This is a genomic window from Curtobacterium sp. MCSS17_011, assembly GCF_003224275.1.
Classification (GTDB): domain Bacteria; phylum Actinomycetota; class Actinomycetes; order Actinomycetales; family Microbacteriaceae; genus Curtobacterium.
Genome location: NZ_QKLE01000005.1, coordinates 150,893 through 169,976 on the forward strand (window position 1 = coordinate 150,893; position 19,084 = coordinate 169,976).

The 19,084-nt window shown below is 70.7% G+C and carries 14 protein-coding genes; 7 read left to right on the plus strand and 7 right to left on the minus strand.

Annotation, left to right across the window (positions count from 1 at the left end; genetic code table 11):
- Positions 1–56 precede the first annotated feature (56 nt).
- From DEJ17_RS05845 to DEJ17_RS05865, 5 genes are all read right to left on the minus strand, one after another.
- On the minus strand, positions 57–1,331 hold the full coding sequence (locus DEJ17_RS05845) for a D-arabinono-1,4-lactone oxidase (protein WP_110892485.1): 1,275 nt from the start codon (positions 1,329–1,331) through the stop codon (positions 57–59).
- 17 nt (positions 1,332–1,348) lie between these two features.
- Positions 1,349–2,884, minus strand: a complete 1,536-nt coding sequence (araA, locus tag DEJ17_RS05850) for an L-arabinose isomerase (RefSeq protein WP_110892486.1) — start codon at positions 2,882–2,884, stop codon at positions 1,349–1,351.
- Positions 2,881–3,591: an L-ribulose-5-phosphate 4-epimerase gene (locus DEJ17_RS05855; RefSeq protein WP_110892487.1), complete on the minus strand. Its 711-nt coding sequence runs from the start codon at positions 3,589–3,591 to the stop codon at positions 2,881–2,883. Before DEJ17_RS05855 ends, araA begins: the two co-directional genes overlap by 4 nt.
- Positions 3,588–5,291: a xylulokinase gene (locus DEJ17_RS05860; protein ID WP_110892488.1), complete on the minus strand. Its 1,704-nt coding sequence runs from the start codon at positions 5,289–5,291 to the stop codon at positions 3,588–3,590. The genes DEJ17_RS05855 and DEJ17_RS05860 overlap by 4 nt, the downstream gene beginning before the upstream one ends.
- A gap of 510 nt (positions 5,292–5,801) precedes the next feature.
- The gene (locus DEJ17_RS05865) at positions 5,802–6,800 is read right to left on the minus strand and encodes a LacI family DNA-binding transcriptional regulator (protein ID WP_110892489.1); all 999 of its coding nucleotides are present in this window, start codon (positions 6,798–6,800) and stop codon (positions 5,802–5,804) included.
- A 163-nt stretch (positions 6,801–6,963) separates the two neighbouring features.
- On the opposite strand from DEJ17_RS05865, the gene DEJ17_RS05870 reads away from it, so the two are divergent.
- The 4 genes from DEJ17_RS05870 to DEJ17_RS05885 all read left to right on the plus strand — a co-directional run bounded on the left by DEJ17_RS05870 (position 6,964) and on the right by DEJ17_RS05885 (position 12,265).
- Positions 6,964–8,964, plus strand: a complete 2,001-nt coding sequence (locus DEJ17_RS05870; protein WP_110892490.1) for a glycoside hydrolase family 127 protein — start codon at positions 6,964–6,966, stop codon at positions 8,962–8,964.
- Positions 8,961–10,277, plus strand: coding sequence for a sugar ABC transporter substrate-binding protein (locus DEJ17_RS05875; protein ID WP_258366677.1), 1,317 nt, complete (start codon positions 8,961–8,963; stop codon positions 10,275–10,277). Before DEJ17_RS05870 ends, DEJ17_RS05875 begins: the two co-directional genes overlap by 4 nt.
- A gap of 61 nt (positions 10,278–10,338) precedes the next feature.
- Positions 10,339–11,307: a carbohydrate ABC transporter permease gene (locus DEJ17_RS05880; protein WP_110892492.1), complete on the plus strand. Its 969-nt coding sequence runs from the start codon at positions 10,339–10,341 to the stop codon at positions 11,305–11,307.
- Between the two features lie 4 nt (positions 11,308–11,311).
- A complete protein-coding gene (locus DEJ17_RS05885; protein WP_027466164.1) occupies positions 11,312–12,265 on the plus strand; it encodes a carbohydrate ABC transporter permease in 954 nt (317 codons plus the stop codon).
- A 219-nt stretch (positions 12,266–12,484) separates the two neighbouring features.
- Here the strand turns inward: DEJ17_RS05885 and DEJ17_RS05890 are convergent, their stop codons facing one another.
- Positions 12,485–13,534, minus strand: coding sequence for a substrate-binding domain-containing protein (locus DEJ17_RS05890; RefSeq protein WP_110892493.1), 1,050 nt, complete (start codon positions 13,532–13,534; stop codon positions 12,485–12,487).
- A 180-nt stretch (positions 13,535–13,714) separates the two neighbouring features.
- Between DEJ17_RS05890 and chvE the strand changes: the two genes are divergently transcribed.
- The 3 genes from chvE to mmsB all read left to right on the plus strand — a co-directional run bounded on the left by chvE (position 13,715) and on the right by mmsB (position 17,667).
- Positions 13,715–14,842 carry a multiple monosaccharide ABC transporter substrate-binding protein gene (gene chvE, locus DEJ17_RS05895; protein WP_110892494.1) on the plus strand — a complete coding sequence of 376 codons (1,128 nt, stop codon included), beginning with the start codon at positions 13,715–13,717 and terminating at the stop codon, positions 14,840–14,842.
- A 103-nt stretch (positions 14,843–14,945) separates the two neighbouring features.
- Positions 14,946–16,499 carry a multiple monosaccharide ABC transporter ATP-binding protein gene (mmsA, locus tag DEJ17_RS05900; RefSeq protein WP_110892495.1) on the plus strand — a complete coding sequence of 518 codons (1,554 nt, stop codon included), beginning with the start codon at positions 14,946–14,948 and terminating at the stop codon, positions 16,497–16,499.
- Positions 16,486–17,667, plus strand: coding sequence for a multiple monosaccharide ABC transporter permease (gene mmsB / locus DEJ17_RS05905; RefSeq protein ID WP_027466160.1), 1,182 nt, complete (start codon positions 16,486–16,488; stop codon positions 17,665–17,667). Before mmsA ends, mmsB begins: the two co-directional genes overlap by 14 nt.
- Positions 17,668–17,739: 72 nt before the next feature.
- Here the strand turns inward: mmsB and DEJ17_RS05910 are convergent, their stop codons facing one another.
- Positions 17,740–19,077 (minus strand): alpha-amylase family glycosyl hydrolase, encoded by a 1,338-nt coding sequence (locus tag DEJ17_RS05910; RefSeq protein WP_110892496.1) that lies wholly within the window; start codon positions 19,075–19,077, stop codon positions 17,740–17,742.
- Positions 19,078–19,084: the final 7 nt, after the last annotated feature.

The following is a 19,084-nucleotide window of genomic DNA, read 5'->3' on the forward strand; positions in this document are numbered from 1 at the left end:
GCTGCTCCGGTGCGACACCCGGACAACGCATCCTGATCCCCTGGGAACCGGCGCGCTCAGGACAGGATGCGCGCGAGGAACGCGTTGCGGAACCGCCCCGTGGGGTCGAGGTCGCGGGCGAGCGCGGCGAAGTCGGACAGCCGCGGGTACGCCTCGTGCAGCCGCTCCGCGCTCGCAGCGGAGACCTTGCCCCAGTGCGGCCGCGGGTCGAACGGCGCCAGGACGTCCTCGATCCGGGCCACCGCCGCGGCCACGGCGGCGGGGTCGCGGCGGAACGTGAAGTGCAGGCCGACCGACTGCCGACCGGACGACGGCGCGAGCCAGGCGGTGTCGGCCGCGATGGTGCGGACCTCGGCGGCGATGAGGATGGGGGCGAAGAGCGACGCGAGCGGTCGGAGCGCCTCGAGCGCCTCCACCGCCGAGGCAGCGGGGATCAGGTACTCCGCCTGGATCTCGGCCCCGGTCGACGGGGTGAACGAGGACCGGAAGTGCGGCAGCCGCTCAGACCACGGCCCCGGTACGCCGCCCTGCTCGGTGACCCCGGCGGGGTCGTTCTCCCCCGGGTGCACCGGGCCCGAGGCCGCACGGGCTCCCAGGGCCACGAGGTCGACCGACGGTGCGGCCTCGTCGACACGGTGCTTCACCCAGACCTGCCGGGCACCGCGGTCGTCGAACGACGTGAACATCGACACCGAGTACGCGTCGGCCATCACCTGGTCGAACTGCTCGGCGACGGCGTCCCACGGCAGGTCGAGGTGCACCGTCGTGGCGACCTGGAACGTCGGTTCGATCGCGAGCTCCACCGCGGTGACGACGCCGAGCGCGCCGATCCCCACCCGGTGGGCGTCGAGCAGCCCGTCCAGCGACGAGGCGTCGACGTGGTCGAGTGCGCCGGAGGCGCGCACCACGTCGAGGCCGACCACCGCCTGCGCGAGCGACGGGTTCCGCACACCGGAGCCGTGCGTTCCCGTGGCGACGGCCCCGGCCGTGGAGATGTGCGGCAGGGACGCGAGGTTCCCGAGTGCCCAGCCACGGGCCTCCAGACCGGCCGCGACCTGGCTGTGCGTCATGCCGGCCGCGACCCGGACCACGCGACGCGATGTGTCGATGTCGAGCACGGGCGACAGGTCAGACAACGAGACCTGGACGGCGTCGGTGTCGGCGATGGTGTTGAACGAGTGTCGCGAGCCGAGCGCCGTCAGGCGCGGCGTCGAGGCGACGAGCTGCTGGAGCTCGTCCACCGACGTCGGCCGGGCCAGGGCCGAGGCGCGGTAGGTGACGTTGCCCGCCCAGTTGGTGCGGGTGCGCTCGGCCGCGATCACGTCGTCCATCGTGGGTCCTGACTCCTCTAGAAGCCGCGATCGAGACGGTGCCACGTCTGCTGGAGACGCAGCTCGTCGCGGAACCCGCGTGCGGTGGTGTGCTCGTCGATGACCAGGAACTCGGTGCCGACCATGGTCGCGAAGTCCTCGACGACCTGCAGGCCGACCGCCGTCGTCATCACGGTGTGGTGCGCGGCGCCGGCGGTGAGCCAGGCCTCGGCGGCGACGGGGAACGACGGCCGGGGTTCCCAGACCGCGCGGCCCACGGGCAGCTTCGGCAGGGCCTCGGTCGGGGGCACGACGTCGACGACGTTGGCGGTGAGGCGGAAGCCGTCGCGGGTGTCGGACAGCGCGACGACGACGGCCTCGCCGGAGTCGGCGGTGAAGACCAGGCGGACCGGGTCGTCCTTGCCGCCGATCCCGAGCGGGTGGATCTCGAGCGTCGGCTTCGTGGTGGTGAGCGTCGGCGAGACCTCGAGCATGTGCGCACCGAGGATCTTCTCGGCGCCCGGGGTGAGGTCGTAGGTGTAGTCCTCCATCAGGGAGGCACCACCGGGCAGGCCGGCACCGGCGACGTTCATCGCGCGGACCAGGACCGCCGTCTTCCAGTCGCCCTCGGCACCGAAGCCGTAGCCGTCGGCCATCAGGCGCTGCACCGCCAGACCCGGCAGCTGCTTGAGCGAGCCGAGGTCCTCGAAGTTCGTGGTGAACGCGGCGCTGCCGTTCTGCGCGAGCAGGGTGCGGAGGCCGATCTCGATGGCGGCACCGTCGCGGAGCGCGGCGTGCCGTTCGCCGCCGGCGCTGCGGAGTGACGGGTCGACGTCGTAGTCGCGCTCGTACGTGGCCACGAGCGCGTCGACCGCCGCCGTGTCCGCTTCAGCGGCCTCCACCGCTGCCGCGAGCTCGTTGACGGCCCACGTGTTGACCTGCACGCCGAGCTCGATCTCGGCCTCGGTCTTGTCGCCCTCGGTGACGGCGACGTAGCGCATGTTGTCGCCGAAGCGGGTCAGCTTCAGCTCGCGGACGGCCGCGGCACCGGCGGCGGCACGGGTCCAGTTCGCGACGCGCTGCTGGACGCGGGGGTCCGAGACGTGGCCGACGGCCGTGGCGTGCCGGACGCCGAGGCGGGCCAGGGCGTAGCCGAACTCCCGGTCGCCGTGCGCGGCCTGGTTGAGGTTCATGAAGTCGAAGTCGATGTCCGCCCAGGGCAGCGTGACGTTCGCCTGCGTGTGCAGGTGCAACAGCGGCTTGGTCAGCGCCTGCAGGCCGCCGATCCACATCTTGGCCGGGCTGAACGTGTGCATCCACGTGGTGACACCGATGACCTTGTCGTCGGCGCTCGCCTCGATGAGCGCCCGGCGGATGCCGTCGGCGTCCTTGAGCACGGGCTTCCAGACGAGCTTCACCGGCAGGTGCCCGGCGAGTTCCGCGTGGACGGCCTTGCTCTGCTCCTCGACCTGGCGCAGGGTCTCCTCGCCGTAGAGTCCCTGGGAGCCGGTGAGGAACCAGACCTCGTAGCTGTCGAGCGTGGCCTGGGGGTCGACGGTGGTGTCCTGCGTCATCGCATGGCTCCTTCGGGGTTCTGTCCGTAGACGTTCTGGTAGCGATCGAAGAGTCGATCGATGTCTGCTCCGGGGATCGGGACGATCTCGCCGCCCTGCTTTGCGATGTGCACGGTCCGCGCCACGTCCTCGCACATCACGGCCGCCTTGACGGCGTCCTTCGCGTCCTTGCCGATCGTGAAGACGCCGTGGTTCTGCATCAGGACCGCGCGGCTGCGGTGGCCGCTCAGGGTGTCGACGATGCCGTGACCGATCGAGTCGTCGCCGATGATCGCGAACGGGCCGACCGGGATGGGCCCGCCGAACTCGTCCGCCATCGCCGTGATGACGCAGGGGATCTCCTCGGCGCGGGCGGCCCAGGCCGTCGCGTACGTCGAGTGGGTGTGCACGACGCCGCCGACCTCGGGCATGTTCCGGTAGACGTAGGCGTGCGCCGCGGTGTCGCTGGACGGGCCGTGCTCGTTGCCCCACCCCTCGGCCGGCACACCGTCGAGGGTGCAGACGACCTGGTTCTCCGGCGTCAGGTCGTCGCTCGACACCCCGCTCGGCTTGATGACGAACAGGTCCGTGCCCGGCACGCGCTCGGAGACGTTGCCGCCGGTCCAGATCACGAGGCCGTAGCGGACGAGTTCACCGTGCAGTCGCGCGACACGCTCCCGCGTCGTCGCCACCGCCTGGCGTGTGGTCTCGTCGATCGCGTCCGTCATCGGGTCACTTCCTCTGTCTGGAGGCGCGGGTCGGCGCCGTCGGTCTGCTCGGTCGGTCCTGTGGTCGCGCCGGGGCGGGTCGCCGCCGCAGCGACGTCCTGCACGGGCAGTGCGGCCCGGTATCGCTCCAGGTACGTCTGGAACCCGGCGACGTCCGCCGGCTCGGGTTCGGCCACGTGCACGGCGTCCCCGCCGAACACCGTGTCGGACAGGTAGTCGGCGAGCTGCTGGTCGGTGTGCTCGAGGTAGGCGGCCAGCACGGCGATCCCCCACGCGCCGCCTTCCCCCGCGGTCTCCTCGAGCGCGATCGGCACCCGTAGGGCCGCTGCGAGCAGCCGCTGTGGGCTGCCGGGCGTCCGGAAGAGCCCGCCGTGTGCGGTCATCCGGTCCACCTGCACCTGTTCGCCGTGCAGCACGTCCATCCCGATCGCCAGGGTCGCGAAGGCGCCGTGCACCTCGGAGCGCACCAGGTTGCCGAGGGTGAAGCGCGCGCCGGGGGTGCGGAGCAGCAGGGGCCGACCGTCCTCGACGTGGGTGACGGGTTCGCCGGCCAGGTAGTTGAAGGAGAGCAGGCCGCCCGCATCGGGGTCGGTGTCGTCGGCGACGGCCTCGGCGAGCAGCGTGGCGTAGACGTCGTCGATGCCGATCGCGGTCGTGCCGGTCCGCTCGCCAGAGGCCTCGGCGAAGCGCCCGAACACCCGGGCCCAGCTCGCGATCTCGCTCGCGCCGTTGTTGCAGTGCACCATCGCCACGGCGTCGCCGGCCGGGGTGGTGACGACGTCGAGCTCCTCGTGCGCGGTGGTCAGCGGCTGCTCGAGCACGACCATCGCGAAGATGCTCGTGCCGACACTGACGTTCCCGGTGCGTGGGGCGACGGCGTTCGTCGCGACCATGCCGGTACCGGCGTCGCCCTCGGGCGGGCAGAGCGGTGCGCCGGGTTCGAGGGTGCCGGTCGGGTCCAGCCAGGTCGCGCCCTCAGGGGTCAGCTCACCGGCTTCCGCGCCCGCGACGAGGACCTCGGGCAGCAGGGACCGCAGGTCCGGCACGCCGATCAGGTCCTGTGCGGTAGCGAGCATGGCATGGTCGAAGTCCTTCGCGCCCGGGTCGCCGGGGCCGCTGTCGACGGGGCCGCCCTCGATCGGGAACATGCCGCTCGCGTCGCCGACGCCCAGGACGTTCCGCCCGGTCAGGCGGCGGTGCACGTAGCCGGCCAGGGTCGTGACACCGGCGATCTCGGCCACGTGCGGCTCGTCGTCGAGGACCGCCTGGTACAGGTGTGCGATCGACCAGCGCAGCGGGATGTTGAACCCGAGGGCCTCGCTGAGGCGTTCGGCGGCGGGGCCGGTGGAGGTGTTCCGCCAGGTGCGGAACGGCACGAGCAGCTCGCCCGCGGCGTCGAACGCCAGGTAGCCGTGCATCATCGCGCTCACGCCCACGGCGCGGTACGTGGTCGGAGTGACGCCGTACTGGGACTCGACGTCGGCCACCAGGGCGGCGTACGCGGCGCGGAGTCCGGCCTCGACGGACTCGAGGGAGTAGGTCCATCGGCCGTCGACGTACTCGTTCTCCCACTCGTGGGAGCCGGCCGCGATCGGCACGAGGTCTTCGTCCACCAGACAGGCCTTGATGCGGGTGGAGCCGAGCTCGATCCCGAGTGTGGTGCGGCCGTCCACGATCCGCTGTCGGCGGTCGTCGCCCATGCGTTCCTCCAGAACCTCGTCGTCCCCAGTGAGCGCTCACATCCTGGCACGTGAGCGCTCACTCATGCAACGCCGCGGCGCGCCGCCCGTCCCGCCAGCCCCGCTCGCCCCGCCGGTCGAGACACCCCGCTCAGTTCCGCCGACCGGTCGCGAACCGTCGTCCAGAGCATCTTCAGCCGACCGTTCCTGACCGGTCGACGTCCCACGCGCGACAGGTCGTGACCGTTGGGCGCACGCGAGCGACGACGAAGTTCGACCCATTGCCGCCTCGCACTCGCGCAAGTCCCGACCACCCGCCACCTCGCACCCGCGCATGCCGGGTCGCCGGACCCGTGCCACTCCGAACGGCGGCGCCCAGGACGGTCAGGACACCCCGTTGCCTCCCCACCGCGCGGTCACGAACTGTCGGCTGGAGGTGCGCCGATCGACGATCCGTGACCGCTCGACGACGGTTGACGGGGTGTTGTGACCGCTCGACGACCGGCACCGGCACCGCGCACCAGCGCCGACCTACGCGCCCACGGTGCTCTCGCGGATGACGAGCGACGGGGTCACGGCCGCCGACGCCGCGGTGCCGCCGTCGATCAAGGCGAGGAGCGCCTGCCCCGCGACGCGTCCGAGCTCCTCGAGCCGCAGGTCCACCGTGGTCAGCGGCGGCCTCGAGGCGAGCGCCATCACGTCCCAGTCGTCGAACCCGGTCACCGCGACGTCTCCGGGCACCGAACGCCCGAGCTCCCGCAGCCGGTCGCACACTCCCCGGGCGATCTGGTCGCTGCCGCAGACGATCGCGTCGACGTCGGGCGACTCCCGAGCCAGCACGTCCACGGCCTGCCGCCCCCATCGCTCCGACCACTCGCCGTACAGGGGTTCGGTGACCAGGTGGGACCCGAGCACCGACGTGGCACCGGCCACCCGGCGCACGGCGGACCGGTGCCGCGCCGGCCCGGTCACGATCGCGACCCGCTGCCGCCCGAGCGAGCGCACGTGCGAGGCGACGAGTGCCGAGCCGGCGGCGTCGTCGAGGGTGACCGACACGTCGCCGTCGTCGGTCGAGGGTGTGAAGGCGTAGACGACGGGGATCGACACGTCGATCGGGGGCCGGGCGTCGGCGGAGCGGCCGGTGACGATGATGCCGTCGACGCCGCGGGCCGCCAGGGAGCGCAGGTAGTGGGCCTCGCGCACGTGGTCGTCGCGGGTGTCGCACAGCAGGACAGCCATCCGCCCGGCGGACAGGGCGTCCTCGGCGCCGAGCAGCACCGGGATCGAGAACCGGCCGAACGAGTCGGTGGTGATCATGCCGACGGTGTAGGTCCGCCCCGACGACAGCGCACGGGCCCGGGCATCGCCGACGAACCCGAGCTTCTCGGCGGCTTCCTTCACGCGCAGCCGGGTGGCGTCCCGCAGCTGCCCGGTGCCGTTCAGCGCCTTCGACGCGGTGCCGATCGACACCCCGGCGAGCGCCGCCACGTCGGTGATCCGGATCGGCTGACCGGTGCGTTCGAGCGTCACGGCAACCACCTTTCCGACGATCAGGACGTGCCGATGACCTTACACAAAACCGCCGGGATGCCCTTGCGCGGCGTGCACCCCGTGTCGTAACGTCCACCGCAGAAACCGTTTTCCGGATGCTCGAACCACTCGGACGGCTCCAGTCACATCGCAAGGAGGCGACATGACCACCACGCTCGCGACCGATCGCGGCGCGCACACCGCGACCCCGGTCCTCCCGACCGCCGACGCACACCTCACGCTCCGGCCGCTGCCGACCGGCGACGCCCGGATCACCGGCGGCTTCTGGGCGCTCCGGCAGGAGCGCAACGGCCGTGACGCCGTCCGCAGCGGCTACCAGCAGCTGGAGACGGCCGGCAACTTCCGCAACCTCCGCATCGCCGCCGGGTTCGAGGAGGGCGAGGCCGTCGGCCCGATCTTCATGGACTCCGACGTGACGAAGTGGCTCGAGGCCGTGGCGTGGGAGTACGGCCGCGCCCCCGCCGAGGACCTGCTCGACCTGCAGCGCGAGGTCACCGCCCTGTACGCCCAGGCGCAGGCCGACGACGGGTACCTCGACTCCGTGCAGCAGGTCCGGGGGAAGGGCGAGCGGTACACGGACCTCAAGTGGAGCCACGAGATGTACTGCGCCGGGCACCTGTACCAGGCGGCCGTGGCCCAGCACCGTGCGACGGGTGACACCGGGCTGCTCGACGTCGCGGTCAAGAACGCCGACCACCTCGTCCGCACGTTCGGTGACGGCACCGCACCGGACGGCACACCGAAGACCCGTGACGTCGACGGTCACCCCGTCGTCGAGATGGGCCTGGTGGAGCTGTACCGCGAGACCGGCAACCGCGACTACCTCGACCTGGCGCACTGGTTCGTCGACGCCCGCGGGCACGGCATCATCGAGCGCGCCGGCGGCGAACCGACGTACTTCTCGGACCGGGTGCCGAGCCGGCAGGCCACGACCGTCGAGGGCCACGCCGTGCGCGCCGTGTACCTGGCGGCCGGTGCCGTGGACGTCGCGATCGAGACCGGGGACACCGAGCTCCTCGCCGCGAGCGAGACGCAGTTCGCGGACATGATGGCGACGAAGGCCTTCATCACCGGCGGACTCGGGGCCCGCTGGGACTGGGAGGCGTTCGGTGACCCGTACGAGCTGCCGACCGACCGCGGCTACGCCGAGACCTGCGCGGCCATCGGCGGGGTGCAGTGGGCCTGGCGGCTGCTGCTCGCCACCGGCAAGCCGGTCTACGCCGACGCGATCGAGCGTTTGCTCTACAACGCGTTCCTCGCCGGGGTGAGCCTGGCCGGCACCGAGTACTTCTACGTGAACCCGCTGCAGCAGCGCGACCACGCCCACCAGGACGAGAACCGCTCCCCCGCCCACGGGCGTCGCGGCTGGTTCGACTGCGCTTGCTGCCCGCCGAACATCATGCGGACCTTCGCGAGCCTCGACGGCTACCTGGCGACCGCGACCGACGGCGGGTTGCAGATCCACCAGTACGCCACCGCGGACCTCGGCCCGGTGCGGGTCGAGACCGCCTACCCGCACGACGGCCGCGTCCGCGTCACGGTCGCCGAGGACGGCCCGCTCGCCCTGGGCCTGCGGATCCCGTCCTGGTCGGACACCACGACCGTCACGGGTCCGGACGGGTCCGCGAACCCCGCAGCTGGCACGCTGCACGTCGTCGAGCGCGAGTGGTCGGCGGGTGACACGGTCGAGCTCGTCTTCGACACGACGCCGCACCGCTACGTCGCCGACGCCCGCATCGACGCTGCCCGCGGGCAGGTCGCGATCGAGCGCGGCCCGCTGGTGTACGCGGTCGAGCAGGCGGACCAGCAGGGCTTCACGGTCGACGACCTGACGGTCGACGCGGACGCGCCGATCACCGAGGAGCGCCGCGACGACCTGCTCGACGGCGTCGTCACGCTGCTGATCCCGGGGCACGCCCCGGCCGAGCACGTGCAGCCGGCCTGGCCGTACCAGCGTCTGGACGGGCCGGGAGGCGCGACCACGGCCCCCGACGCGACCAGCGTCGACGACGTGGCCGGTCCGCAGGGCGCCACCACGGGCCTCCAGGCCGGTCGCGACGTCACCGCGACCGCGGTCCCGTACTACGCGTGGGCCAACCGGGGAGCGGCGCCGATGCGCGTCTGGCTCCCGCTGGCGCGGTGACCAGCGTGGACCGCCGAGCGTTCCTCGTCGGCGGCGTCGCCGGCGGGGCCGCCCTCGCCCTGGCCGGGTGCTCCGGCACCCTGCCGAAGGTCGTCGCGGAGCCCGCGAGCTTCGGGAAGAACGCGACCGGCACCGTGCAGGTGTGGTGCCGGTCGGCGACCCAGGCCGGCCTGACGTCGGCCGTCGCCGGGTTCAACAAGGCGAACCCGGAGCTGCAGGTCCAGCTGACGCCCGTGCCGGACGCGCAGTACGTGACGAAGCTCGCGACCGCGATACGCGGTGGTGAGCCGCCGGACGTCGTCGACATCGACGACATCAACTCGCAGTTGTTCATCTTCCGCGAGGCGTTCGCCGACCTGACCGACGTGGTCGAGGACCTGGACTACTTCGACGCGATCTCGCCGGGGCACCTGCGCCTGCTCGAGTACCACGACCGGTACTACGGCCTGCCCTACCTGGCCGACAACTCGCAGCTGTTCGTGAACACCGAGCTGTTCGAGCGCGCGGGCCTCGACGTCGAGGAGTCGACGAAGGACCTGTCCACGTTGCTCGACGCGGCGAAGGCCATCCGGAAGCTCGACGACGACGTGTACGGCTGGTCGATCTCCGGCAACGCCGCCGGCATCATCGGCTTCGTCACGCAGCCGCACGTCTGGGCGACCGGGGTCGACATGATGACCGGCGAGGTGGGCTCCCAGCGGGCGAACATCACCGGCAACGAGGCCCTCGAACGGATGCTCGAGTTCTACCGGCAGCTGTGGAAGGACGGTGTGCTGTCGAAGGCGACGTACTCCGACGCCGGCACCACGTGGGGTGCCGACTTCCGGGCCGGCAAGGTGGGGATCTTCCCGACCTCGTACGGGGCGACCGTGCCCGCCGCCACCAAGGCGATGCGGGCGAAGATGCAGACGGTGCTCATCCCGTCGTGGGACGGCCAGCGGTCGTTCTTCGACGGCGGCGACAACATGTGCATCCCGAACGGGGCGGCGAACCCGTCCGGTGGGTGGGCGTTCATGCAGTACGCGAACGGGCTCCAGCAGCAGCAGGCACTGCCGGACGGCGGGTACTTCCCCACCCGGTCGGACGCCGCCACCCCGGAGTACCGCAAGCGGTTCCCGCTGGCGTACGGGCCGCTCGACGCCATCGAGAAGGGCTACGCACCGCGGACGCTGGCGTACAACCTGCTCAACAACCAGCCGTCGTCGCCGTACTTCGCGATGTTCCGCGAGGCCGTGTTCGGGTCGGGGAGCGCCGCCGCCATGCGGACGGCGCAGTCCGACTACCAGCGGATCCTCGACCAGGTGCAGGCCTGAGCCCGCCTGCTCCGCTCGTCTCGCTCGTCTCGCTCTTGTTGATGCACAGAGAGGTGCACGCATGTCGACCATCTCCACCCGGCGCCCCACCGGCCGGACCGGCGCGGGCCGCGCCACCGTGGGCCGCGGCCCGGGGCGCGGCGGCTCCGTCCGGACCCGCAACTCGCTCACCCACCCACCACGCGCCGGCGCCGTCCTCGTCGCCCCGGCGATCCTGTTCGTCGCCGTCTTCGTGCTCGTCCCGCTCGTGTTCGCGCTCTACATCTCGTTCACGAACTGGCCCCTGATCGGCCCCTACCGGTTCATCGGGCTGCAGAACTACCTGACGCTGTTCCAGGACCCGACCTTCGTGCACGCGATCGGCTACACGCTGCTGTACACGGCCATCGTGACCCTGCCGATCCTGGCGCTCGGGTACTTCCTGGCCGTGCTCGTCCGGGCACGCCGCCGCGGCAGCACGATCCTGCGGACGGTGTTCTTCCTGCCGTACGTCGTCGGCCTGACGACCCTGTCGTTCATGCTCGTGCTCGAGGCGCAGCCGAACTCCGGGGCGGTCAACATGGTGCTCCGCTGGCTCGGGATCACCGACGGCAGCACCGCGTGGCTCGTGAACGGTCCGCTGGCGACGCTGCTCATCTGCGTGCTCGTGGTCTGGGCGGTGTCCGGGCTGACGATGGTGCTGCTCATGTCGGCGATGCAGGGTGTCCCCGACGAGGTCTACGAGTCGGCGCAGCTCGAGGGGGCGTCCTGGTGGCAGACCGAACGCCTCATCACGTTCCCGATGATCCGCTCGACCGTCGCGCTGAGCGTCATCATCTCGGTGATCGGCTCGCTGCTCGCGTTCAACCAGTTCTACATCCTGACCCAGGGCGGGCCGGGCACCGAGACCACCACGATCGTGAACGCGATCTACAACCGCGGGTTCGTGAACCTGCAGCTCGGGGCCGCGACCGCCCAGTCGATCGCCCTCGTCGTGGTGATCGCCGCCGTGACGGTGTTCCAGTTCTGGGCACTGCGAGAGAAGGACTGACGCCATGAGCACGACGACCTCCCGTGCGGCCCTCGCGGCGCCGGACCTGTCCACCAGGACCCTGACCACCACGGGCGACGGCCGACGCCGGCGCCACCAGCAGGGCAGCGTCCAGCACCCGCGCGACACCACCGTGAAGCGCACCCTGTACGCGATCGCCGGCATCGGGTCCGCGCTCGTGTTCGGCGTCCCGCTCATCTGGTCGATCCTGCGGGCGTTCCAGTCCGAGGCCGTCATCACGCAGGCCCCGGACCCGGCGACGTTCTTCCAGCTCGGGTGGCAGAACTTCGCCGCCGTCTTCGCCTCGTCCTCGCACCTGCTCACCGGCGTCGTGAACTCGCTCATCGTCTCGATCGCCACGGCGGTGCTGACCGCGGTGATCGCGACGATGGCCGGCTACGGGTTCGCCCGCTTCCGGTTCCGGGGCGCCGGGCTCGTGTTCGGTCTGGTGCTGCTGACGATGATGGTGCCGTTCCAGGCCATCCTCACGCCGCTCTACCTCGAGATGAACGCCATGGGGCTGACGAACTCGCTGCTCGGGCTCGTGCTGTTCTACACGACCGTGAACCTGCCGTTCGGGGTGTTCGTGATGCGCAACGCGTTCGAGTCGATCCCCACCGAGCTCGAGGACTCGGCCTTCGTCGACGGGGCCTCGCGCTTCCGGGTCGTCGTGTCGGTGCTCCGCCCGCTGCTCCTGCCCGGGGCGGCGACCGCGGCGCTCTACGCGTTCCTGGCGTCGTGGACGGAGTTCCTCGGAGCCCTGACGTTCCTGACGAAGGACTCGCTGTACACGCTGCCGGTCGCGCTGCTCAACCTGCAGACCGGGGCGTACGGGCAGGTGTCGTACGGCAACCTCGTCGCCGGTTCGGTGGTGGCGATGATCCCGTGCATCGCGCTGTACGTCGGGTTGCAACGGTTCTACGTCGCCGGGCTGTCGTCCGGGGCGTTGAAGGGCTGACGGTCGGGTCAGCCCGGGGTCGCGCGCGGCCTCGCACCGTGCGCGGCCCCTCGGCCGGTGCGGGGTTGGCCGCTCGGTGCGGGGTTGGCCGCTCGGTGCGGGACTGTAGCGCCGCACCGAGCGATCAACCTCGCACCGGCCGCACAACGCTGCACCGTGCGCCGCGGCCCCACGCACGGATGGACCTCGCACCACCCGCACACCGCCGCACCGTGCGCCCTACGTGCTGCGTCGCACCACCAGCTCGGGCGCGAGCAGCGTCTCGTCGCGGGGCTCCCCCTCGACCAGGGCCCGCACGGTGTCGAGCACCCGCTCCCCCATGGCCCGGAAGTCCTGCCGCACGGTGGTCAGCGGCGGTGTGAAGTGCGCGGCCTCGGGGACGTCGTCGAAGCCCACGACCGCGATGTCGTCGGGCACCCGCAGCCCCTCGTCGGCGAAGGCGTGCAGCACGCCGAGCGCCATCTGGTCGTTGCCCGCGAAGACGGCGTCGACCGTCCCCACGTCGATGTGCCGTGCGGCCGCGAAGCCGCTCGCCGGGGTCCAGTCGCCCTCGAGCACGACCGGTTCGAGCCCGGCGTCCTGCATGATCCGCAGGTAGGTGGCGCGGCGCACCTCGGACTCCTGCGACACGTGCGGCCCGGCGATGTGCACGATCCGGCGGTGCCCGCGGTCGAACAGGTGCTGCATGACGAGCGAGGTGCCGGCCGCCTGGTCGATCGCGACGGCGGCGACGCTCGGCGCGACCGGGGTCCGGACCGCGTCGCGCTGCACGGCGTTCGACACCACGACGGGCACCGTGACCGGAACGGTGAGCGAAGCGAGGGCGTCGAGCACCCGGTTGTCGGCGGCGACCAGCACGATCGCGGCGACGTCCTGCGCGAGCAGCGTGGTGAGCGCCCCGGACAGGTCGGACGGCCGCGGCTCTTCCGGCAGGGTCGACAGCAGCACGTGGTAGCCGGCGGAGCGCGCGGCCCGTTCGAAGCCGATCGAGGTGCTCGACGGGCCGTACAGCGCGTCACCGGCGGTGATGATGCCGAGCGCCCTGCTCCGCCCACCGGCGAGCGCCCGGGCGGCGGCGCGGGGCCGGTACCCGAGCTCGGTGACGGCGTCGGTGACCTGCGTCCGGTACTGCTCGCGGACGGTCGGGTCGCCGTTGATGACACGCGAAACGGTCTGATGGGAGACACCGGCGCGTTCGGCGACGTCGAAGATCGTCGGGGCCTTCCGGCGCTTGCCGCCCCTGCCCTCGGGGGCGGTCGTGGTGCTCACGTGGCCAACCGTACCGCTCGGTCCGGCCGCCGCGGCAAGATCACGAAACGGCGGTGTTGAGTTGACACCCCGTCACGGAACCCACAAGATGTGAGCGCTCACACGAGCGCATCCCACGGGGCACAGCAGCCCCGGCACCCGACCGCGTCGAGGACGACGCGAAGGAACAGAGGTACTTCGATGATGAAGCGCAGGATCATCGCGGGCGTCGCAGCCGTCGGCATCGCGATCTCGCTGGCCGCTTGCTCGGCCGGCGGCCGTGCGTCCACCGATGGTGGCGGCAGCGGCGACAACAAGGGCGCCCTCGTCGGCGTCGCCATGCCCACCAAGGTCTCCGAGCGGTGGATCAAGGACGGCGACGCCGTCAAGAGCGACCTCGAGAAGGCCGGTTACAAGGTCGACCTCGAGTACGGCGACAACAAGGTCCAGCAGCAGGCCCAGCAGGTCAGCAACATGATCACCAAGGGCGCGAAGGTCCTGATCATCGCGTCGATCGACGGCGGCGCACTCTCCGACCAGCTCGACGCCGCCGCCAAGGCCGGCATCAAGGTGATCTCCTACGACCGCCTGCTGACGGGCAACAAGAACGTCGACTACTACGTGTCGTTCGACAACGAGAAGGTCGGCGTCGACCAGGCGAACAGCCTGCTCACCGGCCTGGGCGTGCTCGACGCCGACGGCGAGAAGACCGGCGAGAAGGGCCCCTTCAACATCGAGGTCTTCGCCGGCTCGCTCGACGACAACAACGCCGGGTTCTTCTTCAACGGCGCGATGAAGACGCTCAAGCCGTACCTCGAGGACGGCACGCTGAAGATCCAGTCCGGCCAGGACTCGCTGTCCCAGGCCGCGACGCAGCAGTGGGACCCGGCGACCGCCAAGGCCCGCATGCAGAACCTCGTCGCCAAGTCCTACTCGGGCGGCACCACGCTCGACGGCGTGCTCTCGCCGTACGACGGGATCTCGATCGGCATCATCTCGGCGCTGCAGGGTGCCGGCTACGGCACGAGTGACCGTCCGCTCCCGACGGTGACGGGCCAGGACGCCGAGGCCGCCTCGGTCAAGTCGATCATCGACGACCAGCAGTACTCGACCATCTACAAGGACACGCGGAAGCTCGCGAAGCAGTCCGTGACCATGGCCGAGGACCTGCTCACCGGCAAGGAGCCCGAGGTCAACGACACCAAGAGCTACGACAACAAGGTCAAGGTCGTCCCGACCTTCCTGTTCCAGCCGACGGTCGTCACGAAGGACAACTACAAGGAAGTCCTCGTGGACTCGGGGTACTACACCGAAGCCGACCTGAAGTAGTCAGGCCCATCTCACGGACCGGAGGCGCGGTGCCAGCTGCGCACCGCGCCTCCAGTCCGTCTCCACCAGCGCGCCCACGCGCGCACGACGGAAAGGCGTCCACATGGCGGACACCATCCTCGAGATGCGGGACATCACCAAGACGTTCCCCGGCGTCAAGGCCCTGCAGGGCGTCTCGATCGAGGTCGAGCGCGGCCAGGTCCACGCGATCTGCGGCGAGAACGGCGCGGGCAAGTCGACGCTCATGAAGGTGCTGTCGGGTGTCTACCCGGCCGGCTCCTTCGACGGCGAGATCCTGCTCGACGGCGAACCCGTGCGGTTCGCGAACATCAACGACTCCGAGGCTGCGGGCGTCGTCATCATCCACCAGGAGCTGGCGCTCAGCCCCTTCCTGTCGATCGCCGAGAACATCTTCCTCGGCAACGAGCAGTCCAAGGGCGGCTTCATCGACTGGAACAAGACGAACCTGACGGCCGCCGAGCTGCTCAAGCGCGTCGGCCTGAAGGACAACCCCGTCACCAAGGTCGTCGACCTCGGTGTCGGCAAGCAGCAGCTCGTCGAGATCGCGAAGGCGCTCTCGAAGGAGGTGAAGCTCCTCATCCTCGACGAGCCCACCGCCGCGCTGAACGACGACGACTCCGCGCACCTGCTCGAGCTCATCCGCTCGCTGCAGGCCGAGGGCATGACGGCGATCATCATCAGCCACAAGCTCAACGAGATCAAGGCGATCGCGGACAAGGTCACGATCATCCGCGACGGCAAGACGATCGAGACGCTCGACATGCGGGCCGACGACGTGTCCGAGGACCGGATCATCCGCGGGATGGTCGGCCGCGACCTGTCGAACCGCTACCCCGAGCGCGAGAACCCCGTCATCGGCGAGGAACTGTTGCGGATCGAGGACTGGACCGTCCACCACCAGCTCGACTCGTCGCGCGAGATCATCCACCAGGCCAACCTCAGCGTCCGCGCGGGCGAGGTCGTCGGGATCGCCGGGCTCATGGGTGCCGGGCGCACGGAACTGGCCATGAGCGTCTTCGGCCAGTCCTACGGCACCGGCATCAGCGGCACCGTCTACAAGCGCGGCACGCCGATCAAGACGCACACCGTCTCGCAGGCGATCGACAACGGCATCGCCTACGTCACCGAGGACCGCAAGCGCTACGGCCTGAACCTGATCGACGACATCAAGCGGAACATCTCCGGGTCGGCACTCGGCAAGCTCGCGAACTGGGGCTTCGTGAACTCCTCGGAGGAGACCACGGTCGCGAGCCAGTTCCTCAAGAGCCTCAACATCAAGGCGCCGAACGTCGACGTCGTGACGGGGAAGCTCTCCGGCGGGAACCAGCAGAAGGTCGTCCTGTCGAAGTGGATGTACGCCGACCCCGACGTGCTCATCCTCGACGAGCCCACCCGCGGCATCGACGTCGGCGCGAAGTACGAGATCTACACGATCATCAACCAGCTCGCCGACCAGGGGAAGGCGGTCATCGTGATCTCCTCCGAGCTCCCCGAACTGCTCGGCATCTGCGACCGCATCTACACCCTCTCCGAGGGCACCATCACGGCCGACGTCCCGCGCGCCGAGGCGACGCCCGAGGTCCTCATGCAGTACATGACCCAGGAACGGGAGACCCCTGTCAATGAACGCGCTTAAGTCCGCCGTCGGCTACCTCACCGGGCAGCTCCGACAGATCGGCCTGTTCATCGCGCTGATCGTCATCGTCATCTTCTTCCAGGTGACCACGAACGGCATCACGCTGGCCCCGATCAACGTCTCGAACCTGATCGTCCAGAACAGCTACATCCTCATCCTGGCCATCGGCATGGTCATGGTCATCATCGCCGGCCACATCGACCTGTCGGTCGGCTCGGTGGTCGCCTTCACCGGTGCGATGGCCGGCGTGATGATCACGCAGTGGAACATCCCGTGGCCGATCGCGGTCGTGCTCTGCCTGGTGGTCGGTGCACTCGTCGGCGCCTGGCAGGGCTTCTGGATCGCGTACTTCGGGATCCCGGCCTTCATCGTGACGCTGGCCGGCATGCTCGCGTTCCGCGGCGCTGCACAGATCGTCCTGCAGAACCAGCAGATCTCGCCGTTCCCCGCCGGCTTCCGCTCGCTCGGCTCCGGCTTCCTGCCGTCCTTCGGCACCACCGGGTACGAGCCGCTCACGATGATCCTCGGCTTCGCCGCCGCGGCCGTCATGGTGATCGCCGCGTTCCGCGGTCGCATCACGCGTCGCAAGTACCAGCTCGAGAGCGAGCCGTTCGCCTGGTTCATCGTGAAGACGGCGTTCGGCGCCGTGCTCGTGATCTACGTGGCACTCCTGCTCGCCAGCTACAACGGCACCCCGATCGTGCTCGTCGTGCTCGGTGCGCTCGTGGTGATCTACTCGGTCGTCATGCGGAGCGCGGTGTTCGGCCGCCACATCTACGCGATCGGTGGCAACGCCCTGGCCGCGCAGCTGTCGGGTGTGAAGACGAAGCGCGTCACGTTCCTGCTCTTCGTCAACATGGGTGTCATCTCGGCCCTGGCGGGCGTGGTCTTCACCGGCCAGCTCAACCTGGCGGCACCGGGCGCGGGCAACGGCTTCGAGCTCGACGCCATCGCCGCCGTCTTCATCGGTGGCGCGGCCGTCACCGGCGGCATCGGCACCGTCCCGGGCGCCATCGTCGGCGGCCTCATCATCGGTCTGCTGAACAACGGCATGTCGATCCTCGGTGTCGGCACCGAGTTCCAGTCCCTGATCAAGGGCCTGGTGCTGCTCGCCGCCGTCGCGTTCGACGTGTTCAACAAGCGCCGGGCGGCGTCCGCGCGCAAGTAGCGCGTCGGAGTCACCCCCGCCAGAGCGACAGAAGTGCACGGAACAGCCGTGCACTTCTGTCGCTTTCGCGTTTCAGCGGGACAGGACGGCCCACCCCTGGGCCGGGAGGCGCAGGGTCCCGTCCCCGAGATCGGCCCCGCCCGCCTCGACCTGCGTCGCGTCGGCCACGGGCACCTCGACGGGATCGTCCGACAGGTTCAGGGCGGTCACCACGGTGGCGTCCGCCGTCGCGGTCCGCAGCACCACGGCGGTGTTGGTCAGGTGCACGACGTCGGTGTGCGCGCGGTGCAGCCACGGGTTGCGGCGACGCAGGGCGATGAGCGCCTCGTAGGCGTGGGTCAGGTCCGTCGGCGTCGGCCCCTCGGCCGGGAACTCCGGGCGGACCGCGTCGTCGCCACCCTCGCGTTCCTCCTTCACCCCGGTCCAGCCGTACTCGTCGCCCGCGTAGACCACCGGGGTCCCCGCAACCGTGAACAGCACCGCGGCGGCGTGCCCGGCGAACCGCTCGCCCACCGCGCTCGCGATCCGGGTGACGTCGTGGTTGCCGACGAACGTCGTCGGGGCGAAGGTGGCCAGCAGCGCGTCGTGCCGCTCGATCGCGTGCGCGAGCTCGTGGCCGTTGCGGTCCGCGATGCCGTGCCAGATCCCCTGCCACAGCTCGTACTGGGTCAGCGAGTCCATCGTCGAGTCGCGAGCGATCGCCGCCGCGTCGCCGTGGATCACCTCGCCGCTGAACCAGGCGTCCGGGAACCGCTCCCGCACCCGGGGCAGCACCCGCGCCCAGAACGACGGCGACACCGCGTACGCCGCATCGAGCCGCCAGCCGTCGACCCCGCGGGCCAACCAGTGCGTCATGACCTGCACCACGAGGTTCTCGGTGGCGCGGCTGTCGTGGTCCAGCGCGACGAGGATGTCGTGGCCCTCGAACAGCCCCACGGGCACGGGCTGCCCCGGCTGCCACCCGGACCAGTCGATGGCGAACAGGTCGGCGGTCGGCGCCTCCGGGCCGTGGTCGGACAACGCGCGGAAGGCCGGGTGCTCACGGCCGACGTGGTTGAACACCCCGTCCAGCAGCACCCGCACGCCCCGCTCGTGCGCCGCGGAGACCAGGACGTCGAAGTCGGCGTCGTCACCCAGGCGCGGGTCGATGCGGAAGTGGTCGACCGTGTCGTACCCGTGGGTCGAGCTCGCGAACACCGGGCCGAGCAACAGGCCGTTCAGACCGAGGTCGACGACGTGGTCGAGCCAGCCGGTCAGGCGGTCGAGGCCGTGTTCGAGCGGACGCTCCCCCACCGGTGCCGTCGGACGGACCTCGGCGCCGACGAAGCCGAGCGGGTAGACGTGCCACCACATCACGTGCTGCACCCAGGCGGGCTCGGACGGACGGGCGGGGACGGTGTCGGGGTTCACCGCTCCG